Source organism: Ruegeria sp. BC1, from assembly GCF_056539305.1.
On record NZ_JBQFUT010000001.1, the window covers coordinates 759,245 to 779,997 of the forward strand.

The following is a 20,753-nucleotide window of genomic DNA, read 5'->3' on the forward strand; positions in this document are numbered from 1 at the left end:
ATATCCCTGCCGAAGGCAAAAAATCACTGGCGCATCAACTGCAACCCGCGCCACGGTAAACAGATCATGAGCGCTATCGACAATCTCCCCCCTCTGCGTGAGGTCATCGCAACGCACCAGCTCTCGGCGCGTAAATCCCTGGGCCAGAACTTTCTTCTGGATCTCAACCTGACAGCCAAAATCGCCCGTCAGGCTGGTGATCTGACGGATTGCGACGTGCTGGAAATCGGCCCCGGCCCGGGCGGCCTGACCCGTGGGCTTCTGTCCGAAGGCGCGCGCAAGGTGGTGGCGGTGGAAAAAGACACCCGCTGCATCACCGCCCTAAACGACATCGCCGACGCCTATCCCGATCGGCTCGAGGTGATCAACGGCGACGCGCTGGAAATCGATCCGTTGGAGCACCTGACGCCACCGATCCGCATCGCAGCCAACCTACCCTACAATGTCGGCACCGAATTGCTGGTGCGCTGGTTGACCCCGCCCGAATGGCCACCTTTCTGGCAAAGCCTGACGCTGATGTTTCAGCGCGAAGTGGCCGAGCGTATCGTCGCCCAACCCGGCAGCAAGGCCTATGGCCGTCTCGCCATTCTCGCCCAGTGGCGGGCCGAGGCGCGTATCGCCATGTCCCTGCCCCCCGGTGCCTTCACTCCGCCGCCCAAAGTATCCAGCGCGGTGGTCCACCTGACCGCTCTACCTGAACCACGCTATCCGGCAGATGCCGCGACCCTGTCCCGTGTTGTGGCAGCCGCTTTCAACCAACGCCGCAAAATGCTGCGCGCCTCGCTGAAAGGAGTCGCCCCGGATATAGAAGATCGTCTGATCGCCGCTGGGATCAAACCCACAGAACGAGCAGAACAGGTTCCGCTTGAGGCTTTTTGCGCATTGGCCCGCGAAGTCAGAAAAGGCTGAAAACAAAAAAACCCCGGTTAACAAACCGGGGCTTTCTAATTTCTGCGGGGAGTTTACTCAGCCGCTTCCGGCGCGTCACCATCGGTTTTTGGCGCGTCCTCAGCTGCAGCTGGTGCAGCCTTTGGCTTGCGTGTACGCGGGCGTCGCGCGGGCTTTTCCTTTTTCTCAGGCGCTTCCGCAGCCGGGGCGGCGTCCTTGCTTTCCGGTGTCTCGACCAGACCGGATTCGGGCGCAGCGGCTTCGGAGCCGAAATCCATCACGTCGGGCTGGGGCGTTTCCGCAGGGTCCGCTTGACGGGCAGCTTCGCGCTCTTGACGCTCGGCGCGTTCGCGGTCGCGCTCGGCCTGGCGTTCGCGGTTCTGGCGCTCCTGCTCTTCGCGACGCGCTTCAATCTCGCGCTGCGCTTCGCTTAGCATGCGCAAGTAGTGTTCGGCATGCTGCTGGAAGTTCTCGGCAGCAACGCGGTCATTCGACAGCTGGGCGTCACGCGCCAGCTGATTGTATTTGTCAATGATCTGCTGGGGCGTGCCACGCACCTTGCCCTCGGGACCCGAGCTGTCAAAAACCCGGTTTACGACGTTGCCGCCGGAAGGACGATTGCGGTTGTTTTTGGCCCGCGAGCGGGATTTTGAGGATCTCATCTTACTTTACGTCAGCCTTGTCTTTCGATGCCGATCAAGTCGCGTCCTGCACTGCTCAATGGCTTTAGCCGTCACGCGATGTCGACTTTTTTGGGCTTGGCGTCAGGGGCCCGCTGAAACAGCGTCAACCTCTCCGACTGACTCTGAGTAAGCATGTCCAGCGCCTCCAGACAAGAGCTTTGTCCAAAAATTCGCAGCTTTTTTACATCAATCGGCGCTTTTCAGCCTCAGACAGCGCTATCACTGCGGCATTCTGGCGACGACAACACGATCACGACCATCCAGATCGGGAATAATCCGAGCGTCAGCCAAACCTGCCGCCTGAAACAACGCAGCAACGCTTTTGCCCTGTGTCGGGCCGATTTCGACCAGAATACGTCCGCCCGGCATCAGAAAATCCGGCGCCGAGGCCGCAATATGACGATAAGCCCCAAGACCGTCACCTTCATCTGTCAATGCCAGGCGCGGCTCGTATTCGCTTACCTCTGGGGACAAATCGTCCATTTCCGAAAGCGAAATATAGGGAGGATTAGAAACAATCAGGTCAAACTGCCCTTCAATGTTCTCAAACCAGTCCGAGCGTAAAATCTCGATCCTCCCCTGCACTTGATGCTGCACCGCGTTTGCGCTGGCCTGCAAACAGGCGGCTTCGCTCAGGTCAACCCCAACCCCCGAGGCGCTGGCCCGCTCAGCCAGCAGCGTGATCAGGATACAGCCAGACCCGATTCCCAGATCAAGCACATGGTCAAACGGTTCGCTCAACGCCGCTTCGATCAGCACTTCGGTTTCCGGGCGCGGGTCCAACACATCCCGACTGACGCGGAACCGGCGGCCATAAAACTCGCGCTCACCCAGCAAATGAGACACAGGCACCCGAATGGCGCGTAACGAGATCAGGTGGTCATAGCGTTCGGCAATCTCAGGAGACAGCTCCTCGGGCGCGATCAGCGTGACCCGGCTGGCCTCGATCCGCGCCGCATGGGCCAGCAGGACCCGGGCGTCTCGCGCCGGATCATCTACTCCGGCGGCGCGCAACCGCGCTGTTGCGGCGACCATCGCCTGCGCTGCTGTTAGTGCGCCGATCATTGCGCCATCTCCGCCAGCATACGGGCCTGATCGTCGGCTGTCAGGGCGTCAATAACCTCATCAAGATCGCCCTGCATCACCTGATCCAACTTATAGAGCGTCAGGTTGATGCGGTGGTCCGTCATGCGCCCTTGCGGGAAATTGTAGGTTCTGATCCGTTCCGAGCGATCACCCGATCCAATCTGACTGGCGCGATCCGCCGAGCGTTCGCTGTCGATCCGTTGCCGTTCCAAATCATACAACCGAGTTTTAAGGACTTGCATCGCGATCTCGCGGTTGCGGTGCTGCGATTTTTCCGAGCTGGTCACAACTATCCCGCTGGGCAAATGGGTGATCCGAACAGCCGAGTCTGTGGTGTTCACATGCTGACCGCCCGCACCAGAGCTGCGCATGGTGTCGATACGAATATCATTGGCATCGATCTGGATATCAACATCTTCGGCTTCGGGCAGAACCGCCACTGTGGCCGCCGAGGTATGAATACGCCCTCCACTTTCGGTTTCGGGCACGCGCTGCACCCTGTGAACACCGGATTCGTATTTCATACGTGCAAAAACATTGTCGCCTTTGATATGGGCCACGACTTCTTTGATGCCACCAAGGTCCGAGGCCTGCTCTTCGATGATCTCAAACTGCCAGCCCCTGCTTTCAGCATAGCGTTGGTACATCCGCAGCAGGTCACCCGCGAAAAGGGCTGCTTCATCGCCGCCGGTTCCGGGGCGTATCTCAAGCATCGCCGGGCGCGCGTCGGCTGCATCTTTGGGCAACAGCGCCAGCTGCAACGCATGCTCAGCCTCGGGAATACGGGCCTGAAGCTCTGGAATTTCCTCTTCGGCCAGTTCTTTCATGTCCGGGTCGGTCAGCAGCGCTTCGGCCTCGGCTAGATCGGCCACCAGTTGCCGCCATGCCATGATCTGATCGACCACCGGCTTGAGGTCCGAATATTCCTTGGCCAAAGCCGCAATGTCACCGCCCGAGGCGCCATCGGCCATGGCAGCTTCGAGGTACTGGAATCGCTGGGTTATCTGTTCAAGGCGTTCTTCGGGGATCATCCGCGCGGTGTCTCTTAATCCGGGGCTTTGGTCAAGGGCTGTCCCTGTGCTAAGCTGACGCGTATGACACGTTTGGCGCTTGTTTTTCTGCTGTACGCAGCACCTGCCTTTGCCGATGTGGTCGGACCCGGCGGCAAGGTTCAGGATTGCTATTGCACCGACAAGTCAGGATCCCGCGTGGAATTGGGCGAACTAATCTGCATGCAGGTGGATGGGCGCATGTTCATGGCGCAATGCCAGATGTCCCTGAACGTGCCGATGTGGCGCGAGGTGCAGGAGGGGTGCTTGTCGTCAGGGCTGCAACACAGCAAGCCACCCGTCGACTCGATCCCGGTTCACCCCAAAATCTGATCTTCCAAACCGCAATCGCCCGTGAATACGCAAGGTGTCACCGTCCTGCTGTGCAGTGGTGTAGTCAGGAAACCCCAACCCCTTGGTGCGGGTGACATAGGTAATCATCCCCTCCTCGACCGAGCCCGCCAGAACCGAAGTGCGCGGCGCTATTCGGGCAATCGCGTCCAGACGCGCCAATCCGTCGGGGCCAGTCTGGATCACACGGATCACACCGCCACGCAGATTTCGATCAGCTTCGCCGACCGGGGATACATGCCACAGCGCGGGATCAGAGGGTGCCAGCCGGATATATGCCCCAAACAGGATCATCGCCGCCAAAACCAACCAAAGCACTGTTTTTTTCATCCCTATTCTGCCCCTTCGCACCAGAACCTAACCTGTACACATCGGGGCACAAGGCCCGGCGCCGCTCTTTACCGTGACGTCACGCCCGGCAGGATACACAGCATCTCGAACAACAGGTTCGCCGCCGTCAGTGCGGTATTGCCCGAAGGGTCGTAGGGGGGTGACACTTCGACCAGATCGCAACCCACCAAGTTCATGCCTGCCAGCGCATGGAGCAATTGCAGCGCCTGAGGGGTGGTGAGGCCGCCAATCTCGGGCGTGCCGGTGCCGGGGGCAAAGGAAGGGTCCAGGCTGTCGATGTCGAATGAAAGGTAAACCGGATGCTCGCCTATTTCTTTGCGTATCTGTGCGCCAGTCACAGTCAGATTTTGCTGCCACAACTCCCATGCCGGGAATTGACGGAACCCCCAGCCCTTCGCCTCGGTAAAGTCACTGACGGAATAGCCTGAACCACGAAGGCCGATCTGAAAAGTCTTGTCGGGAACGATCAGACCTTCCTCGTGTGCTCGGCGGAAAACAGTACCGTGCGTTTCCTTTTCACCGAACATCTCATCATTCACATCCGCATGCGCATCCACATGCACCACTGCAACTGGCCCATGTTTGGCCGCAACCGCCCGCAGGATGGGTAAAGTGATCGAGTGATCCCCGCCCATCGCCACCGGCGTAACCCCCTGCGCCAAAATAGCGTCATAGCTTTCCCTGATGATCCTGAAGCTATCGCTCAGCGAAAACGTGTTGATTGCAAGGTCGCCGATATCCGCGACCTGCAGGCTGTCGAAAGGTGCGGCGAAAGTAGCTATGTTGTAGGGCCGGATCATAGCGCTTTCGCTGCGGATATGTTTCGGACCGAACCGTGTGCCCGACCGCCACGAGGTACCAATATCCATCGGCACCCCCAACACCGCCACATCCAGTCCTGCAAGCGAGTCCGCCTGCGGCAACCGCATGAACGTGTTCGGCCCCGAAAACCGCGCCAGATCGTTACCACTGATGGGTTGGTTAAAGTCTTTCATGTCCATGTTTCTCCCGTCCGACCACTCAGACAAGGAAATACAGGAAGTATGACTAACCAATGGTTAAGCTGAAACTCGCTTGTTCCATCCCAATAGGCAAATGATCTCTGTCGCTGCGTGTGCGCCTGCGATGGCCGTTGCGCCGCTTGTATCGAATGGCGGAGAGACTTCGACCACATCCCCACCCTTGATGTTGATGCCAGCAATGTCGCGCAGGATCACCTTCGCCTGCATCGAACTGAGCCCTCCCCAAACCGGCGTCCCCGTACCGGGGGCAAAAGCTGGATCCAAGCAATCTATATCGAATGTTAGATAAACCGGATTGTCTCCCAGAATACCTTTGATCTTTTGCGCAACCGCAGCCGGACCGATATCGTGTACCTCGCGTGCGTCAATTATGTTGACACCCAGCGTATCTTCATTGGTGGTTCGTATTCCTACCTGAACCGAACGTGTCGGATCGACGATCCCTGATTTTACCGCCTTGTAGAACATGGTGCCATGATCCACCCGATCCATGTTGTCGTCAGCCCACGTGTCTGTGTGCGCATCAAATTGCAGCAAAGACATGGGGCCGAATTTCTCGGCATAGGCTTTGAGTATTGGGAAACTGATATAGTGATCCCCGCCCAGAGTGACGGAGGCCACATCGGCCGCCAGAATAGTTCGGATATGTTCCGTCAGCGTACCAGGAAATTCAGGTATGTTGGCATAGTCAAATGCCATATCCCCATAGTCAATAATCGCCAGCTCACTAAACGGTTTATATGGCCAACCATATGGTTCATCTGGCGATTGTAATGTGCTGGCCTCACGGATTGCGCGTGGCCCAAGACGCGTCCCGGGACGGTTGGTTACTGCCTGATCGAACGGCACCCCAGTCACCGCAATATCAACGCCTTCAAGATTCTTGGTATAAAGGCGCCGCAGAAACGAGGTTGCACCACCAAACGTATTCTCGTGCGAGACACCTTTCAGCTCGGGTTTGGTGAAAGCCTCATCCACGTAATTCTTTGAATCTTCCAGTGCCATTCATTCTTCCCTATCAGCCTATTGGTTGTGCTTTCTCGACGATCCGGGCGAAAAAGGAAGCCCCGACTGGTGCGATGTCATCATTGAAGTTGTATTTCGGGTGGTGCAACCCGGCACCTTCGCCTTGCCCCAGAAACAGATACGCTCCGGGCCGGGATTGCAGCATGTACGAGAAATCCTCGGCCCCCATTTCTCGCCCGATATCATCGACCACACGTTCCGCCCCAGACACGTCACGGGCCACGTCTGCCGCAAAGCTGGTCTTGTCTGCGTCGTTGATCGTGGCAGGATAGTTCTTTTCATAATCCAGCCGCGCCTCGACCCCGTACGAGGCCGCCTGCCCCTGCACGATCTGCTCCATACGCTCAATCACCATCTTCTGAACATTCGGATCAAATGTCCGCACCGTGCCATTGATATAGGCCGTGTCGGGAATCACGTTGTTGACGGTGCCAGTGTGAATCTGCGTGACCGATACCACCAGATCATCCAGCGCATAGTGGTTTCGGCTGACAATGGTTTGAATCGCCTGTGCAATGCCACAGGCCGCCATTACCGGATCGCGGGTCTCGTGCGGCATGGCGCCATGGCCACCGACCCCTTGAATATGCACCTCGAACGTATCCACAGCTGCCATGATTGGCCCCGGAGTGGTATAAAACGCACCCTCTGGGATGCCAGGGACGTTGTGCAGCGCGTAGACCTGCGAAATGTCGAACCGGTCCATGATCCCCTCATCGACCATCACGCCCGCGCCACCGCCCTCTTCTTCGGCGGGCTGAAAGATCAGCGCCACGCGACCGCGAAAATTTCGCGTCTCAGCCAGATAACGCGCAGCACCCAGCAGCATCGTCGTATGTCCGTCATGCCCGCAGGCATGCATGAGTCCAGGGTTCTTCGAGGCGTATTCCACCCCCGTTTCTTCGGGTATCGGCAGAGCATCCATATCGGCGCGCAGGCCAATGGTCGGCCCATCGCCCGTCCCGTTGATAATCGCCACCATGCCGGTTTTGGCGATGCCTTCGTGCAGCTCATCCACTCCGAACTCGCGCAAACGCTCGGCCACAAAGGCCGCCGTTTCATGGCATTCAAACTCAAGCTCGGGAATGGTATGCAGGTGCTGCCGCCAAGCGGCCATATCGGCAGAGAAATCGGCAATTCGGTTGACGACGGGCATCTGGGGTGGACTCCTGATCGAGACTGCGGAATGGATGCATCTGACACCGGAATGAAAGGGTCCGCAATGGCCGAAAATCCTCTGATCCATAACAGCGATGCAGGTATCGAACGGTTGCTGGAAATCATGCGCCGCCTGCGCGATCCGCAATCTGGCTGCCCGTGGGACATCGAACAGGATTTCGCAACCATCGCGCCCTATACGATCGAAGAGGCCTATGAAGTCGCCGACGCCATCGAACGCGAGGCTTATGACGAGCTGAAGGGAGAGCTGGGCGACCTGCTGTTCCAGTCGGTCTTTCACGCGCAAATGGCCGAGGAGGCCGGGCATTTCACCTTTCAGGATGTAGTCCGCACCATGTCGGACAAGATGGTCGACCGCCACCCCCACGTGTTCGGCGACGAATCCCGTGACAAGACCGCCGAACAGCAAACGGTGGATTGGGAGACGATCAAGGCCGCAGAACGTGCGGGTAAGGCACAGAAAGGTGCGCTGGACGGGGTCGCCGCGAACCTGCCTGCCCTGCTACGCGCGCACAAGTTGCAGAAACGCGCGGCCCGTGTGGGCTTCGACTGGCCCGACGCCAGCCATGTGCTTGCCAAGATCACCGAAGAGGCTGCTGAATTGGAAGAGGCGCGTAACAGCAAGGATCCAGACGCGCTTGAGGATGAATTCGGCGATTTGCTGTTCGTGATGGTCAATTTGGGTCGACATCTGGGGATCGAACCCGAGGCCGCATTGCGGCGCACCAACGCCAAGTTCACCCGCCGCTTTGAGCAGGTCGAGGCGCGCCTGGCTGAACGCGGTAAAACACCGTCGCAAAGCGATTTGGCCGAAATGGACGCGCTGTGGGATGAGGTCAAAACCGAGGAACATCGTGCCAACGGCAAACTCCCGCCTGTGGACGCCACAACCGAGGCCTGAAACCGCTGGACAAGTGCTTTGACACTTGCGAGTGTCCGCGCTTCAAGACCCCGGAGGCATCGCATGGCACCGCGCAAAATTATCATCGACACCGATCCCGGTCAGGACGACGCCGTTGCCATTCTGCTGGCGCTGGCCAGCCCGGAAGAGATCGAGGTTTTGGGCATTACGGCTGTTGCAGGAAACGTTCCGCTTGAGCTAACGGCAAAGAATGCTCGGATTGTTTGCGAATTGGCTGGGCACACGCAAATTCCCGTCTACGCAGGCTGCGACCGCCCGCTGGACCGCCCTCTGGTCACGGCCGAACATGTGCATGGCAAGACCGGCCTGGATGGACCCGTATTGCCTGACCCTGAGATGCGCTTGGCTGATGGCCACGCGGTTGATTTCATCATCGACACGCTGCGCGAGCAGGAACCCGGGACAGTGACGCTTTGCCCGTTGGGGCCGCTCACCAATATCGCTACAGCTTTCCAGAAGGCGCCTGACATTATCGAACGGGTGCAGGAAATCGTTCTGATGGGCGGGGCGTATTTTGAGGTCGGCAACATCACCCCTACGGCAGAATTCAACATTTACGTCGATCCGGAAGCTGCTGAAATTGTGTTCAAATCCGGCGCGCACATCGTCGTTATGCCGCTGGATGTGACGCACGACGCGTTGGTCACCAAACAAAGAAACGATGCGTTCCGCGCGTTGGATTCCAAAGTTGGTCACGCAGTCGCCGAGATGACGGATTTCTTCGAACGGTTTGATAAGGAAAAATACGGATCCGAGGGTGCCCCGTTGCACGACCCCTGCGTGACGGCCTATCTGATCCGCCCCGCCCTGTTCTCGGGCCGTCATGTCAATGTTCAGATCGAAACCCAGTCTGACCTGACTCTGGGCATGACCGTTGCGGATTGGTGGCGCGTAACAGATCATCCGCCCAATGCGATGTTCATGGGAGAAATTGACGCCGACGGGTTCTTTGACCTGTTAACAGAAAGGTTGGCCCGCCTATGAGCGCCGCGCTGAAACTTGCTCGCCCCGACGATATCGACCGTCTGATGGGGCTGGTTACAGCCTTTCACGCTGAGGCTGGCATCCAACAGGACGCCGATCAAACCCGCAACGCGCTTGTACCTCTGCTTGAAGGTATCCCACACGGCTGCATCTACCTGATCGGACCAGGACGAGCCCCCCTAGGCTATGTCGTCCTGACGTTTGGCTGGTCGCTTGAATTTGGCGGTATGGACGGCTTTATCGACGAAATCTATATCCGTCCCGCCGTACGTGGTCGCGGAATCGCGACCGAAGTTCTGTTAGACCTGCCCAAAGCCTTGGCCGAGGCTGGTCTGACCGCCCTGCATCTTGAAGTCGATCGCACGATGGAAGCCACTCAAAAGCTTTATCTACGCACCGGCTTCAAACCGCGTGAGCGTTATATGCTGATGAGCAGAAAACTCTGACGTGTGGCCCCACCCCAAAACCGGTTTAGAAGGCCTTACCGGGATTCTCCGCTGAATACATACCCCGGAGTGCCCATATCCTGAACCGGATCGGTAGAGGCTACCGCATCACCCGTGATTGGATATTTGCCTGGCCCCGCACAGGCCGCCAACAACACAGTGCTGATTACGGATGCTACGAGAAGGAATTTCGAACCAGTCATGGTGTGCTCCTTTTCTGTCCTGCGCCCAAAATACGAGACACAGGCGCACACCAAATAGGAAAAAGTTCACACATAACTGACTTTATGTGAGCGAAAATCCGCCCATTCACACTTTCGTCAATAATAACAACGGGAACCGTCGAACATTTTTTTGACTATTTCGCCAAACAGGAACCGTCCGGGCGCAAAGACATCTCAAAGAACAGAATATGACCTTCGGCGATATCGGGAATCTCGTAATACGCATCGCGCTGGCGGAACCCCATCGAAAGATACAGCCGAACCGCAGACTGCAGCGGTATCCCAGTATCCATTCGGATTAAATCGAACCCCAAAGCCCGGCAATCTGAGATCAAAGACTGCATGAGAGCGTAACCTGCCCCGGTTCCGCGCGCCTCCTCGGACACAAACACCCGTTTGATCTCGGCGACGCCGGGTTCGATGGTGTGAAACATACCGCAGCCCACGGGGTGACCGTCGTGCAGGGCCAGCCGCGCGCCTCCGTTCGGCGGAATATGTACGGCCTCAATAGCCCCCATGAGCTCCGCGTATTTTTCGCGCGGATAAAACGTATGAACGATGCGCTGTGATTTTTCGTCTAGTGTGAGAAGAAAATCGCGATAGTCCCAACACAAACGCCGAACCGCGTCAAAGTGGTCCGGCGTTTTTGGTTCTATAACGTTCAGCAAGACCTGACCCCCGATAAGATTGCGGGGATCAGTCTAGCATTTCGCAGGTTACTTGCGAAGAATGGACGCCCCGGCATATTCGGCGACCTCGCCCAGCGATTCCTCGATGCGGATCAGCTGGTTATACTTGGCCAACCGGTCCGACCGCGCCAGCGAGCCGGTTTTGATCTGACCGCAATTGGTCGCCACTGCCAGATCGGCGATGGTGGCGTCCTCGGTCTCGCCCGAGCGGTGCGACATCACGTTGGTATAACGCGCGCGGTGCGCCATATCGACGGCGCGCAGGGTTTCTGTCAGGGAACCGATCTGGTTCACCTTGACCAGCATCGAGTTGGCACAGCCACGCTCGATCCCTTCGGCCAGCCGTTCGGGGTTGGTCACGAACAGGTCGTCGCCGACCAGTTGAACGCGATCACCGATAGCATCGGTCAGGGCCTTCCAACCGTCCCAGTCGTCCTCGGACATGCCGTCTTCGATCGAGATGATCGGGTAGTCATTGACTAGCGCTGCGAGATACTCAGCGTTTTCCTCGGACGTCAGCGAGATGTTTTCACCCGACAGGACATATTTGCCGTCCTTGAAATACTCGGTTGCGGCGCAATCCAGCGCGAGGTGGATTTCCTCACCCGGCTTGTACCCCGCCTTTTCGATGGACTGCAGGATGAAATCCAATGCCTCGCGGGTGCTCGCGATGTTCGGAGCGAAACCGCCTTCGTCGCCGACACCGGTGGCCAGACCTGCCGCCGACAGTTCGCGCTTTAGCGTGTGGAAGACCTCGGACCCCATGCGTACCGCCTCGCGAATATTTGCGGCCGAGGTCGGCATGATCATGAATTCCTGAATATCGATTGGGTTGTCAGCATGTTCGCCACCGTTGATGATGTTCATCATCGGCACAGGCAGAACGCGGGCTGAAGTGCCACCCACATAGCGATACAGCGGCTGAGTGGTGAAATCTGCGGCTGCTTTCGCAGTAGCCAGCGAGACACCCAGGATGGCGTTTGCGCCAAGACGGCCCTTGTTCTCGGTGCCGTCCAGTTCGATCATGGCACCGTCGATAGCCACCTGCTCAGTCGCGTCGAAACCCACCAGCTCCTCGGCAATCTCACCGTTAACGGCTGCAACGGCTTCAAGCACGCCTTTACCCATGTAACGCGATTTGTCACCGTCACGCTTTTCGACGGCCTCATAGGCACCGGTCGACGCGCCCGACGGCACAGCGGCGCGGCCCATGGTGCCGTCTTCCAAAATCACGTCCACTTCGACCGTCGGGTTGCCCCGGCTGTCCAGGATTTCGCGTGCGTGAATGTCGATGATGGTGCTCATGAGGCCCGTCCCTGTGGCTGCAATCAGTTGCACGCCTCATAACACCACAGTGTAAAAAGTAAACCTGCTGCGTTAACGCTAACACCCCATTTTTCGGACCTTTAGGGCTAACACCATTCTGTTTGCGCAAACCTGCGACGATCCGTCAGGCCGCAACCGCCAATTCACGCGCCAGTCTACGTTCACGGATAAAGGTATACATGCCGGAACAAATAATCAGCGAAGCCCCGGCTATTGTCATCAGGTCCGGGCGCTCGCCGAACATCAGCATCCCGGCCATAATCGAGAATACCAGTCTGGTGTACCGGAAGGGCATCAAGGCTGACGCCTCGCCAATCCGCATAGCCGTGACGATGCCGTAATACCCAAGAACGCCAAAGCCTATCGCACCTAGATAAGGGCCGATCTGAACCGCCTGCAATGGAACAACGGGCTGGGCCGAAAACACCATCAAAACAACACCGGCAAGCGCAACTGAGATGTAAGCCTGTAGCGCAACAACAGATGAGGCCACACGGACGTCCAGCTTGCGCGTGATCAGATCACGCGCCGCGATAGCGATCACTGTTGCAACAACGAACAGCGACTCGGGCTGGAAGCCCTGCAAACCGGGGCGGATGATCATCAGAACGCCGAGGAATCCGACACCAATCGCGCTCCAGCGCCGCCAGCCGACCTGCTCTCCCAGAAACAGCGCAGCACCCATGGTGACCGCCAGCGGCATCGCCTGAAAGACAGCGGCGACGGTCGACAATTCGACCAGCGACAAAGCTGTAACAAAGGTCAACGCACCGGCGGCTTCTGCACCGGCTCGTGCCATGGGTAACGGTTTCCACGCCACAGGGTCGAAGATGCGCTTGCGTGTGACCAGCGACATCACGGCAAATACCGCCCCGCAGAACAGACCCAATACGATCATGATCTGTCCGGTCGATACGCTGATCGACAGATGCTTGATGAACATGTCCTCAAGCGCGAAGGCCGCCATCGACCCTATGATCAGCAGAATGCCGTTCAAGTTGTTCATATGCATATCCGTTGGAACGGGCTGACCAAAAGCAGAGCCCTTTACGGCAGCAGAACCGTAACTTTCGCGACGCGGCAAGCATATTTGCGACAGGATTGATGAAATGCCGTGAGGCGGTCAATCGCGTTTGGTGATGAATCAGTCCTGTTCGAGCGGAACACCATACAACTCTAGCCGGTGGCCTTTCAGCTTATACCCCAGCTTGGCTGCGATTTTTTCCTGTAATTCCTCGATCTCTGGATCGACGAATTCGATCACTTCACCAGATTGCATATCGATTAGGTGGTCGTGGTGGTCACGCTCGGCGTCTTCATAGCGTGCGCGGCCATCGCCGAACTCCAACCTGTCAAGAATCCCTGCCTCTTCGAACAGTTTCACCGTGCGATAGACGGTAGCAATGGAAATGCCTGCATCCACTTCGGAGGCGCGGGAATAAAGCTCCTCGACATCCGGGTGATCTTCGCTTTCTTGCAGCACCCGCGCAATTGTGCGGCGCTGCCCCGTCATGCGCAGACCCTTGGCTTCGCAGCGGGCGATGATCGTATCGGACATGAGTGACCCTTCGGAGTAGTTCGGGTTTCTGTCTTAATACGTCTGAGCGGCTGGCGCTACAGGGGATTTTGCGTCAGGCGACACGGCGCAGGTCAGCCCAGATTGGCAAGTGGTCCGACGCAATATGCGCAGGCCGAACGTCATGCACGCCGTGTACCACGGCCTCAAGCCCTGCGCCCAGCGCGATACGGTCCAGCGCGCCTAGTGGTTGTGCGGCCGGAAAGCTTGGGACAGGTGGCAGAAACCTCATATCCGGGGCCAGATGATCCAGCACCGGCTGACGTGACCATTCATTGAAATCCCCGGCCCACACGGTGGGCATCTGATCCAGATCGTTATCGAACCGCCGGATATGCGTGATCTGCTGACGGCGTGATGCAGGCAGCAGGCCAAGATGCATGCCCATCACCCGCAACGGGCCAATCGGTGTATCGAACTCGACCCGCACAGCACCGCGCGGCTCCAACCCTGGCAGATCATGATGACCGGTCTGTTGTACCTGAATCGCGTCGCCCCGCCAGATCACTGCGTTGCCGTGCCAGCCCAAGCTACCTGCCCCGCCCAGATCAACAATCTGCCACCCGGCCTCGTCCAGCATGAAATGCGGCAAAGCCGCAGGGCGTGGCGGCAGACGCTTGTCAGCTTCTTGCAACACAACAATATCGGCCTGCATGCTTTCAATGACCTGCATGATGCGTTGTGGTTGGCGACGGAAATCGAGGCCGACACACTTCTGAATATTATAGCTGGCGATGCGCAATGTGGACTGAGTGTGCATGAGGCCCCAATCAAACGGATGCAACCAAAGTGCCATGCCTGCCGTTGGGTGCAACCCCTTGTGGCCACAGCAGGGTGAAAATCGCGAAATTTCCACCGCTACTTGCCCCATGCCCAGCATCTGCCTGCTACTAATTCGCCGGGTGCAGGTGTTGGCCATTCCCACTCGAACGGTTATGCCTCTGCCTGTTTGACGCAAATCAGGGCTTTGAGACATGACGACGCCGAATGCGGAACGCAGGAAACAGCTTGAGGGCCGGTCCCTCATCGTGGCTATGGGTGGTAACCTGTTCATGGGCGCAGCCGGTGTCTTGGCGGGGGTTCTGTCCAACTCGAACGCAATCATGTTGGACGGGTTGTATTCCTTGATCGGTTTCGGTTCTGCATTTCTGGGGCGCCGTATCAGCATGCGCATCAATGCAGGCCCCGATAAACGGCGCCCCTTCGGCTATGCGGCAGATGAGGCAATTTTCTCGACCTTCCGGTCTTTGTCGTTGCTGGGTCTGGTGCTGTTCGCCATTTCGAGTGCAACCAAGAACATCTACAACTACTACAACGGCCTAATGCCCGAGCCGCTGAACTTCGGGCCGATGTTCGTCTATTTCTCGGCGATTGGCCTGACCTGCTTTTTCCTTTGGGCGTTCCACTATTTCACCTGGCGCGAAACCGGCAAATCCAGTGCGATCCTGCGTCTGGAATCCAAGGCCGCCTTGTTTGATGGTTTGTTTACAGCCGCGGCTGGCATAGGTCTTGGCGCGATCTACCTGTTCCGGGATGGGCCACTGGCAGCGATTGCGCCCGTGGGCGACTCGATCATCGTGCTGTTCCTTTGTGTTTTGGCCGTCGGCACCTATGTTCGCGAATTCAGCGGTGGCCTGGGAGAGCTGGCAAACGTAACAGCTAGCCCCGAGTTGCTGGCAGCGGCCCGCCGCGCATTGCGACCCGCCATTGCCGAAGATGGCGGTGCACTGCGCGACATGTCTGTGACGAAACAAGGCCGGACGGTCTTGGTAACTGTCTACTATGACCCCCTGCGTCCGATCCTTGCGGCTGAAATCGACACACTGAACCTTCGGATGATCCGCGATGCCCGCAGGGCAATCGACGGTGCTGATGTCTACCTGATGATCAGCGAATATGCCCGCCGCTGGCCCGATTCCATAGATCCGTTCAAAGACACCGCCTGAACAGACAGGCGGCCTCAGGTCCCGCAGAACGTTGCATGAACCACTTCGTCATCCGCCGGGGGGCGCATCAGGTCGGCAGCCTCGGGTTGATCCTGATAAGGTTGAGACAGAACCGTGTTCAGTCGTTGGAACGGAGCAAAATCCCCCTGAACCGCGGCCTGTATCATCTGCTCAATTCTGTGGTTGCGCGGGATGAAAGCCGGATTTGCTTCTGCCATGACATCCGCAGGGGCCTTCTCACGGTCTAGTCGCGCGCGCCAGCCTTCGGCCCATTCATCAAAGGCTTCGGGTGCCAGGAACTGATCCCTGGCTTTGTCGCCGCCCAGCGCCCGGAAGGTGTTTGTGAAATCGGCATTGTTGTGCGCCATCCGGGTCAGCAAATCTGTAATCAGTGCTTCATCCCCTTCATCCTTGGATGAAAGACCTATTTTTGAACGGAACCGCGATAGCCATTCCTGCTGAATTAATCCCGGCATCGCATGCACGATCTCGGTCGCTTCCACGACGGCGGCCTCGGGGTCTTCCAGCTGCTGGATCAGCGCAGTCGCCAGTTGAGCCAGATTCCACACCGCGATGTCCGGCTGGTTGGAGTAGGCATACCGGCCCATTCGGTCGATCGAGCTGTAGACCGTATTGGGATGATAAGTGTCCATGAAAGCGCATGGCCCATAGTCAATCGTTTCCCCAGCAATCGAGGAATTGTCGGTATTCATTACCCCATGGATAAAGCCCACGCTCATCCATTGCGCAATCAGACGTGCCTGCGCATCCCGCACGGCGCGTAGCAAATCCATCGGTCCCTTGGCTTGCGGGTAATGGCGGGCAATGGCGTACTCGGTCAGTTTCCGCAGATTTTCGACCTGCCGCCGCGCGGCGAACACCTGAAACGTCCCTACCCGCAGATGGCTTTGTGCCACACGGGTCAGAACCGCGCCCGGCATCGGACCTTCGCGCAACACAACCTCACCCGTCTCAACTGCGGCCAGTGCACGGGTTGTCGGGATTCCCAGGGCGTGCATCGCCTCGGACATCACATATTCGCGCAGAACCGGCCCCAGCCATGCACGGCCATCGCCCTGACGGCTGAACGGTGTGGGGCCGGACCCTTTCAGCTGAATGTCCCGTCGAATGCCATCGGTGCCGACCGTCTCACCCAAGAGTACCGCACGCCCGTCACCAAGCTGAGGGTTGTAGTTCCCAAACTGGTGTCCGGAATAAAGCTGCGCAATCGGCTCGGCTCCGTCGGGCACTGTGTTTCCGGCGAACGCCTCGGCCATTTCCTGAACGTCACCCGGAGAAACCCGAAGTATCTGCGCCAGATCGTCGTTAAACGCGATCAGACGCGGCGCACGAACTGGCACCGGGGCCTGCCGGGCGTAAAAGGTGTCGGGAAGGCGGACATAGGTATTGTCGAACGGGATATGCAGTGTCATGCGACAAACATATTGTTGAATGGGGCGAATACCATAGCGGATCACAGCCACGCGTGCATAATTCGTCCACAAAGACATGAGGCTCAAATGACCGCGCAAGACATTATCGACCACCTGAAGCTGACCGCCCACCCCGAAGGTGGCTGGTTCCGCGAAACCTGGCGCGCCGAAAACGAAGGCCGCGCCACCGGCACATGCATATATTTCCTGCTGCAAGCGGGCGAGCGCAGCCATTGGCACCGTGTCGATGCTACTGAAATCTGGCTGTACCACGCTGGCGCACCGCTGATACTGTCGACCGGCGCCACCGACGAAGGCCCCGCAACCGATCACGTATTGACCCCGGACCTGTCCCGAGGCGCACCGCAGCTGATCGTGCCCAAAAACCACTGGCAGGCGGCGCGGACGACAGGCGACTACACTCTGGTCAGTTGTACAGTTTCACCTGGGTTCGAATTTGCCGGGTTCGAACTGGCCGAACCCGAGTTCGAAATTCCTTTGGGTTAGAGCTCTGCAGTCCCCCAAACATTGGACACCGCCATAAAGCGGACGCAAATCGGTGCAAGCCTAGCCGGGTGCATTCTTCGAAATGAAATTGAAACCGTTCAGCATGACTAAGCCAAACCCAAATACGCTATACAAATCTCGGTTCAGAAGACGTGAAATTCGTGACGTGAACATCGTGTTCATGTGGATCAAACTGGTTGCTGGCACAGTCGGGCTCGCGGCTTGTCTGGGCTATTTCCTTTTGGGCGACCATCGGTCGGGAAGCGGTGCTGGCGCTATTCCCATCCTTGCGCTGATCCCTATGGCAGTACTGGGCCTCGGCCTTTTGGACCTTGTGCTGCTCAGCCTGTCCAAACTTGCCGACAGCGGAATGCGCAGGCATGACCGCCACGGACGTAGCAACAAGTGGCACCTGATTGTCGTCACGCTGGGCGGCTTTCTGTTGCTACACCTGATCATGGTTTTTGAATTCGGCACGGGGTACTGGACGTCAATCCTGGCCCCTGGCTTCAACGAGCACAGGATGACAAGGCTACTGTACGTTCTTTTGCCCAACGCCGCGTTTGGCGGGGTCATGCTCTACCTCTGGCTGCGACCCGAACCCGATCCGGCTGTCCTGACGGAAGCAGAAGAACGTGCGCTGAAAGATGAACGGCGCTGCGTAAAAAAACGCCGGCTGATCCTTCTTGGGCTGTATGTTGCCTTCGTAATGGCAGCAATAAGTTCCGTATACGTAGCGGGCCATCTCACAAGCTGACCGTCGCAACGCAATCAAACGTCTGATACATACTGCTCAAAAGGTCCGTCCGCCCTTAGGGGGATAAAACCGAGCTGTAAAAGGATACCTTATGGACCACCGCGCCCTTATTGCGTCAATCCCCGCCGAGGCCAAGGATCGCCTCCAGCGCCGGTCGGATGTACGGGGTTTGCAACACCTTGCGCTTTATCTTTCGGTGCTTGCAATAACCAGCGTGGGCATCGTCGCTCAGGTGCCGCTTTGGGGGCTTCTGATCCTGCCGCAAGGCATCCTATGGGTTTTTCTGTTCACACTCAGCCACGAATGCACACATAAAACACCATTTCGCAGCAGTTGGCTGAACGATGCAGTTGGGCACCTTATTTCAATCCCGATTGCCCTGCCCTTTACCTGGTTTCGATATTTTCATCTGGCGCATCACAAATGGACGAACCACCCGGAAAAAGACCCCGAACTCGACGGCAAGCCCCGGCCTGAGAACTGGCCGGAACTACTGTTTTATCTGAGCGGCTGGTCATATTGGAAAGGTATGGCCAAAATTCTATATCGAAATGCCTTCGGTAATATCGCGGCGCCCTACCTACCCGCCCGTCAGCACCGCGCCATGCGCATCGAGGCACGTCTGCTGCTTGGCCTTTATACAATCGCCGGTCTCAGTCTGCTCTACTCTTCGATCCTTTTCTGGCTGTGGTTATTACCGATCCTGGTCGGGCAACCCTTTCTTCGGTTGTACCTTCTGGCGGAACACGGTCTGTGCCCGCCAGTCACAAACATGCTGGAAAATTCCCGCACGACTTTCACCAACCGCATTGTTCGGTTTCTGGCCTGGAACATGCCCTACCATGCCGAGCATCACACTTTTCCCAACGTACCCTTTCACCAGCTTCCCGCACTGCACGACTGGACGCAGGCGCATCTGAAATCCACCTCGGACGGGTATGTCGAGTTTACTGCAGCCTATGTGCACAAGTTGGAGCGATGAGTTGGCAATTCGTAGCTCGCGCCAGTCACGGTTGAGGGCCTGAACACTATCGTTCAGGCCTGTAATCCGCAGGCCCTCTCAGCCAGTGGCCCCCATCGACACTGTACTGACCACACCACCGCCAACCAGCGCCTTTACACCAGTCGTCCCAGGGCATGAGGTTGGCAGCCCACGCGCCACTCGGACGGCCAGATAGGCAAAGGCCTGTGCCTCGAGCATGTCACCGTCCAGACCCACTGCCTCAACAGGCTCGACTGGACAGTCCAGCGAAACGCGCAGCATCTCCATCAACACTGGATTGTGACGCCCGCCGCCGGTGACAAGAACGCGCGATGGAGGTCTGGGACAATATTCCATCCCCTGCAAAACACCTGCCGCACACATACCCGTCAGAGTCGCAACCGCATCTGAATCGCTGAGCTCCTGCACCAGCCCGATCATCTCGGCGAAATCATTCCGGTCCAGAGATTTGGGTGGCAGTCGGTTAAAGAAGGGCTCAGCCAGGAACAGTTCCAACGCCCCGGTCTCGACCGTCCCGCCACGCGCGACTGCGCCGTCGCGATCCATTGGCAGGCCCAACCGTGCCTGCATCAGATCGTCGACGGGTGCATTGGCCGGGCCGGTGTCGAACGCCAACAATGCGCCGGGTGCTTCGGGGCCGCCATAGCTGGGGTCAACATAGGTCAGGTTCCCGACCCCACCCAGATTCAGGAAACATAGCGGAGCGTCAGCCCCGATCCACTTGGCGCAAGCGAAATGAAAGAACGGCGCCAGCGGTGCACCTTCACCGCCCATGGCCACATCATCGCTGCGAAAATCCCACACGACCGGTAAGCCCAAAGCCTGCGCAAGCCCCTTGCCGTCACCCACCTGCAACGTACCGCGCCCACGCGGTTCATGCGCAAGTGTTTGACCGTGAAAGCCGATCAGATCGACCTCTTCGTACTCCGACAGGGCCTCGGCATGGGCAAAGGTGACCAACTCGGCGGCCTTATCGACCGCAGGCCCGTGCCACTGCCCCAAAGCGCTGCGCAAATTGGTGCGTTCCGCATCAGTATAGGCGCGGTATCCGCTAGGACCAAAACCGGAAATCAAATGGCCGTCGGTTTCGACAATGGCCGTATCTACCCCGTCCAGCGAGGTTCCAGACATTGCCCCCAAGGCTCTGATTACGCCTGTCTTCCCGATAGTCCGGTTCACGTTTACCTCTTGCGCTTTGTCTGCTCTGCTGCGCCCGTTGTTTCCGCGCGTTTCGCACAACCTGCCCGCATTGCCGAACCCATAGCAAGCCACATCGCGCATCGTCCGCATTTTTCTTGGAAATGG

Annotated in this window: 24 protein-coding genes; 9 read left to right on the forward strand and 15 right to left on the reverse strand. The window is 57.9% G+C overall.

Going from position 1 to position 20,753, the window contains the following annotated elements; genetic code table 11:
- Positions 1-66 precede the first annotated feature (66 nt).
- Entirely contained in the window at positions 67-909 is an 843-nt protein-coding gene (gene rsmA / locus ACR0IY_RS03680; RefSeq protein ID WP_480670486.1) for a 16S rRNA (adenine(1518)-N(6)/adenine(1519)-N(6))-dimethyltransferase RsmA, read from the forward strand.
- Positions 910-962: 53 nt separating this feature from the next.
- On the opposite strand, the gene ACR0IY_RS03685 is transcribed toward rsmA, so the two are convergent.
- The 3 genes from ACR0IY_RS03685 to prfA all read right to left on the reverse strand — a co-directional run bounded on the left by ACR0IY_RS03685 (position 963) and on the right by prfA (position 3,688).
- Entirely contained in the window at positions 963-1,550 is a 588-nt protein-coding gene (locus ACR0IY_RS03685) for a DUF4167 domain-containing protein (protein WP_480670487.1), read from the reverse strand.
- A gap of 240 nt (positions 1,551-1,790) precedes the next feature.
- The gene (gene prmC / locus ACR0IY_RS03690) at positions 1,791-2,636 is read right to left on the reverse strand and encodes a peptide chain release factor N(5)-glutamine methyltransferase (protein ID WP_480670488.1); all 846 of its coding nucleotides are present in this window, start codon (positions 2,634-2,636) and stop codon (positions 1,791-1,793) included.
- On the reverse strand, positions 2,633-3,688 hold the full coding sequence (prfA, locus tag ACR0IY_RS03695) for a peptide chain release factor 1 (protein ID WP_480670489.1): 1,056 nt from the start codon (positions 3,686-3,688) through the stop codon (positions 2,633-2,635). Before prfA ends, prmC begins: the two co-directional genes overlap by 4 nt.
- A gap of 63 nt (positions 3,689-3,751) precedes the next feature.
- On the opposite strand from prfA, the gene ACR0IY_RS03700 reads away from it, so the two are divergent.
- On the forward strand, positions 3,752-4,039 hold the full coding sequence (locus ACR0IY_RS03700) for a hypothetical protein (RefSeq protein WP_480670490.1): 288 nt from the start codon (positions 3,752-3,754) through the stop codon (positions 4,037-4,039).
- Here the strand turns inward: ACR0IY_RS03700 and ACR0IY_RS03705 are convergent.
- From ACR0IY_RS03705 to ACR0IY_RS03720, 4 genes are all read right to left on the reverse strand, one after another.
- A complete protein-coding gene (locus tag ACR0IY_RS03705; RefSeq protein WP_480670491.1) occupies positions 3,980-4,387 on the reverse strand; it encodes a DUF1499 domain-containing protein in 408 nt (135 codons plus the stop codon). The two genes, ACR0IY_RS03700 and ACR0IY_RS03705, sit on opposite strands and share 60 nt — an antisense overlap.
- Positions 4,388-4,455: 68 nt before the next feature.
- A complete protein-coding gene (gene speB / locus ACR0IY_RS03710; protein WP_480670492.1) occupies positions 4,456-5,403 on the reverse strand; it encodes an agmatinase in 948 nt (315 codons plus the stop codon).
- A 63-nt stretch (positions 5,404-5,466) separates the two neighbouring features.
- The gene (gene speB / locus ACR0IY_RS03715; protein ID WP_480670493.1) at positions 5,467-6,435 is read right to left on the reverse strand and encodes an agmatinase; all 969 of its coding nucleotides are present in this window, start codon (positions 6,433-6,435) and stop codon (positions 5,467-5,469) included.
- A 13-nt stretch (positions 6,436-6,448) separates the two neighbouring features.
- Positions 6,449-7,612, reverse strand: a complete 1,164-nt coding sequence (locus tag ACR0IY_RS03720) for a M20 aminoacylase family protein (protein ID WP_480670494.1) — start codon at positions 7,610-7,612, stop codon at positions 6,449-6,451.
- Positions 7,613-7,678: 66 nt separating this feature from the next.
- Here ACR0IY_RS03720 and mazG point away from each other — a divergent pair, with 66 nt between their 5' ends.
- From mazG to ACR0IY_RS03735, 3 genes are all read left to right on the forward strand, one after another.
- Complete coding sequence (gene mazG / locus ACR0IY_RS03725) at positions 7,679-8,536, forward strand: nucleoside triphosphate pyrophosphohydrolase (RefSeq protein WP_480671129.1); 858 nt, start codon at positions 7,679-7,681, stop codon at positions 8,534-8,536.
- A gap of 63 nt (positions 8,537-8,599) precedes the next feature.
- The gene (locus ACR0IY_RS03730; RefSeq protein WP_480670495.1) at positions 8,600-9,541 is read left to right on the forward strand and encodes a nucleoside hydrolase; all 942 of its coding nucleotides are present in this window, start codon (positions 8,600-8,602) and stop codon (positions 9,539-9,541) included.
- Positions 9,538-9,987: a GNAT family N-acetyltransferase gene (locus ACR0IY_RS03735; RefSeq protein WP_480670496.1), complete on the forward strand. Its 450-nt coding sequence runs from the start codon at positions 9,538-9,540 to the stop codon at positions 9,985-9,987. The genes ACR0IY_RS03730 and ACR0IY_RS03735 overlap by 4 nt, the downstream gene beginning before the upstream one ends.
- Before the next feature lie 35 nt (positions 9,988-10,022).
- Here the strand turns inward: ACR0IY_RS03735 and ACR0IY_RS03740 are convergent, their stop codons facing one another.
- From ACR0IY_RS03740 to ACR0IY_RS03765, 6 genes are all read right to left on the reverse strand, one after another.
- A complete protein-coding gene (locus tag ACR0IY_RS03740; RefSeq protein ID WP_480670497.1) occupies positions 10,023-10,190 on the reverse strand; it encodes a hypothetical protein in 168 nt (55 codons plus the stop codon).
- 155 nt (positions 10,191-10,345) lie between these two features.
- Entirely contained in the window at positions 10,346-10,879 is a 534-nt protein-coding gene (locus ACR0IY_RS03745; RefSeq protein WP_480670498.1) for a GNAT family N-acetyltransferase, read from the reverse strand.
- Between the two features lie 48 nt (positions 10,880-10,927).
- On the reverse strand, positions 10,928-12,205 hold the full coding sequence (gene eno / locus ACR0IY_RS03750; RefSeq protein ID WP_480670499.1) for a phosphopyruvate hydratase: 1,278 nt from the start codon (positions 12,203-12,205) through the stop codon (positions 10,928-10,930).
- A 145-nt stretch (positions 12,206-12,350) separates the two neighbouring features.
- A complete protein-coding gene (locus tag ACR0IY_RS03755) occupies positions 12,351-13,232 on the reverse strand; it encodes a DMT family transporter (RefSeq protein WP_480670500.1) in 882 nt (293 codons plus the stop codon).
- A gap of 138 nt (positions 13,233-13,370) precedes the next feature.
- Positions 13,371-13,784, reverse strand: coding sequence for a Fur family transcriptional regulator (locus ACR0IY_RS03760; RefSeq protein WP_480670501.1), 414 nt, complete (start codon positions 13,782-13,784; stop codon positions 13,371-13,373).
- Positions 13,785-13,857: 73 nt separating this feature from the next.
- Positions 13,858-14,598 carry an endonuclease/exonuclease/phosphatase family protein gene (locus ACR0IY_RS03765; protein WP_480670502.1) on the reverse strand — a complete coding sequence of 247 codons (741 nt, stop codon included), beginning with the start codon at positions 14,596-14,598 and terminating at the stop codon, positions 13,858-13,860.
- A 178-nt stretch (positions 14,599-14,776) separates the two neighbouring features.
- Between ACR0IY_RS03765 and ACR0IY_RS03770 the strand changes: the two genes are divergently transcribed.
- Complete coding sequence (locus ACR0IY_RS03770; protein ID WP_480670503.1) at positions 14,777-15,748, forward strand: cation efflux transmembrane domain-containing protein; 972 nt, start codon at positions 14,777-14,779, stop codon at positions 15,746-15,748.
- 14 nt (positions 15,749-15,762) lie between these two features.
- On the opposite strand, the gene ACR0IY_RS03775 is transcribed toward ACR0IY_RS03770, so the two are convergent.
- Positions 15,763-17,181, reverse strand: coding sequence for a protein adenylyltransferase SelO (locus ACR0IY_RS03775; protein ID WP_480670504.1), 1,419 nt, complete (start codon positions 17,179-17,181; stop codon positions 15,763-15,765).
- Positions 17,182-17,268: 87 nt separating this feature from the next.
- Between ACR0IY_RS03775 and ACR0IY_RS03780 the strand changes: the two genes are divergently transcribed.
- From ACR0IY_RS03780 to ACR0IY_RS03790, 3 genes are all read left to right on the forward strand, one after another.
- On the forward strand, positions 17,269-17,688 hold the full coding sequence (locus tag ACR0IY_RS03780; RefSeq protein WP_480670505.1) for a cupin domain-containing protein: 420 nt from the start codon (positions 17,269-17,271) through the stop codon (positions 17,686-17,688).
- A 103-nt stretch (positions 17,689-17,791) separates the two neighbouring features.
- The gene (locus ACR0IY_RS03785) at positions 17,792-18,445 is read left to right on the forward strand and encodes a hypothetical protein (RefSeq protein WP_480670506.1); all 654 of its coding nucleotides are present in this window, start codon (positions 17,792-17,794) and stop codon (positions 18,443-18,445) included.
- A 91-nt stretch (positions 18,446-18,536) separates the two neighbouring features.
- Entirely contained in the window at positions 18,537-19,427 is an 891-nt protein-coding gene (locus tag ACR0IY_RS03790; RefSeq protein ID WP_480670507.1) for a fatty acid desaturase, read from the forward strand.
- A gap of 78 nt (positions 19,428-19,505) precedes the next feature.
- Here ACR0IY_RS03790 and ACR0IY_RS03795 read toward each other — a convergent pair whose 3' ends face one another.
- A complete protein-coding gene (locus ACR0IY_RS03795; protein WP_480671131.1) occupies positions 19,506-20,627 on the reverse strand; it encodes an anhydro-N-acetylmuramic acid kinase in 1,122 nt (373 codons plus the stop codon).
- Positions 20,628-20,753 lie beyond the last annotated feature (126 nt).

Bases quoted from the DNA above. Each gene is read 5' to 3' on its own strand.
- rsmA (WP_480670486.1), top strand. From the start codon at position 67: ATGAGCGCTATCGACAATCTCCCCCCTCTGCGTGAGGTCATCGCAACG.
- ACR0IY_RS03685 (WP_480670487.1), bottom strand. From the start codon at position 1,550: ATGAGATCCTCAAAATCCCGCTCGCGGGCCAAAAACAACCGCAATCGT.
- prmC (WP_480670488.1), bottom strand. From the start codon at position 2,636: ATGATCGGCGCACTAACAGCAGCGCAGGCGATGGTCGCCGCAACAGCG.
- prfA (WP_480670489.1), bottom strand. From the start codon at position 3,688: ATGATCCCCGAAGAACGCCTTGAACAGATAACCCAGCGATTCCAGTAC.
- ACR0IY_RS03700 (WP_480670490.1), top strand. From the start codon at position 3,752: ATGACACGTTTGGCGCTTGTTTTTCTGCTGTACGCAGCACCTGCCTTT.
- ACR0IY_RS03705 (WP_480670491.1), bottom strand. From the start codon at position 4,387: ATGAAAAAAACAGTGCTTTGGTTGGTTTTGGCGGCGATGATCCTGTTT.
- speB (WP_480670492.1), bottom strand. From the start codon at position 5,403: ATGAAAGACTTTAACCAACCCATCAGTGGTAACGATCTGGCGCGGTTT.
- speB (WP_480670493.1), bottom strand. From the start codon at position 6,435: ATGGCACTGGAAGATTCAAAGAATTACGTGGATGAGGCTTTCACCAAA.
- ACR0IY_RS03720 (WP_480670494.1), bottom strand. From the start codon at position 7,612: ATGCCCGTCGTCAACCGAATTGCCGATTTCTCTGCCGATATGGCCGCT.
- mazG (WP_480671129.1), top strand. From the start codon at position 7,679: ATGGCCGAAAATCCTCTGATCCATAACAGCGATGCAGGTATCGAACGG.
- ACR0IY_RS03730 (WP_480670495.1), top strand. From the start codon at position 8,600: ATGGCACCGCGCAAAATTATCATCGACACCGATCCCGGTCAGGACGAC.
- ACR0IY_RS03735 (WP_480670496.1), top strand. From the start codon at position 9,538: ATGAGCGCCGCGCTGAAACTTGCTCGCCCCGACGATATCGACCGTCTG.
- ACR0IY_RS03740 (WP_480670497.1), bottom strand. From the start codon at position 10,190: ATGACTGGTTCGAAATTCCTTCTCGTAGCATCCGTAATCAGCACTGTG.
- eno (WP_480670499.1), bottom strand. From the start codon at position 12,205: ATGAGCACCATCATCGACATTCACGCACGCGAAATCCTGGACAGCCGG.
- ACR0IY_RS03755 (WP_480670500.1), bottom strand. From the start codon at position 13,232: ATGAACAACTTGAACGGCATTCTGCTGATCATAGGGTCGATGGCGGCC.
- ACR0IY_RS03760 (WP_480670501.1), bottom strand. From the start codon at position 13,784: ATGTCCGATACGATCATCGCCCGCTGCGAAGCCAAGGGTCTGCGCATG.
- ACR0IY_RS03765 (WP_480670502.1), bottom strand. From the start codon at position 14,598: ATGGCACTTTGGTTGCATCCGTTTGATTGGGGCCTCATGCACACTCAG.
- ACR0IY_RS03770 (WP_480670503.1), top strand. From the start codon at position 14,777: ATGACGACGCCGAATGCGGAACGCAGGAAACAGCTTGAGGGCCGGTCC.
- ACR0IY_RS03775 (WP_480670504.1), bottom strand. From the start codon at position 17,181: ATGACACTGCATATCCCGTTCGACAATACCTATGTCCGCCTTCCCGAC.
- ACR0IY_RS03780 (WP_480670505.1), top strand. From the start codon at position 17,269: ATGACCGCGCAAGACATTATCGACCACCTGAAGCTGACCGCCCACCCC.
- ACR0IY_RS03785 (WP_480670506.1), top strand. From the start codon at position 17,792: ATGACTAAGCCAAACCCAAATACGCTATACAAATCTCGGTTCAGAAGA.
- ACR0IY_RS03790 (WP_480670507.1), top strand. From the start codon at position 18,537: ATGGACCACCGCGCCCTTATTGCGTCAATCCCCGCCGAGGCCAAGGAT.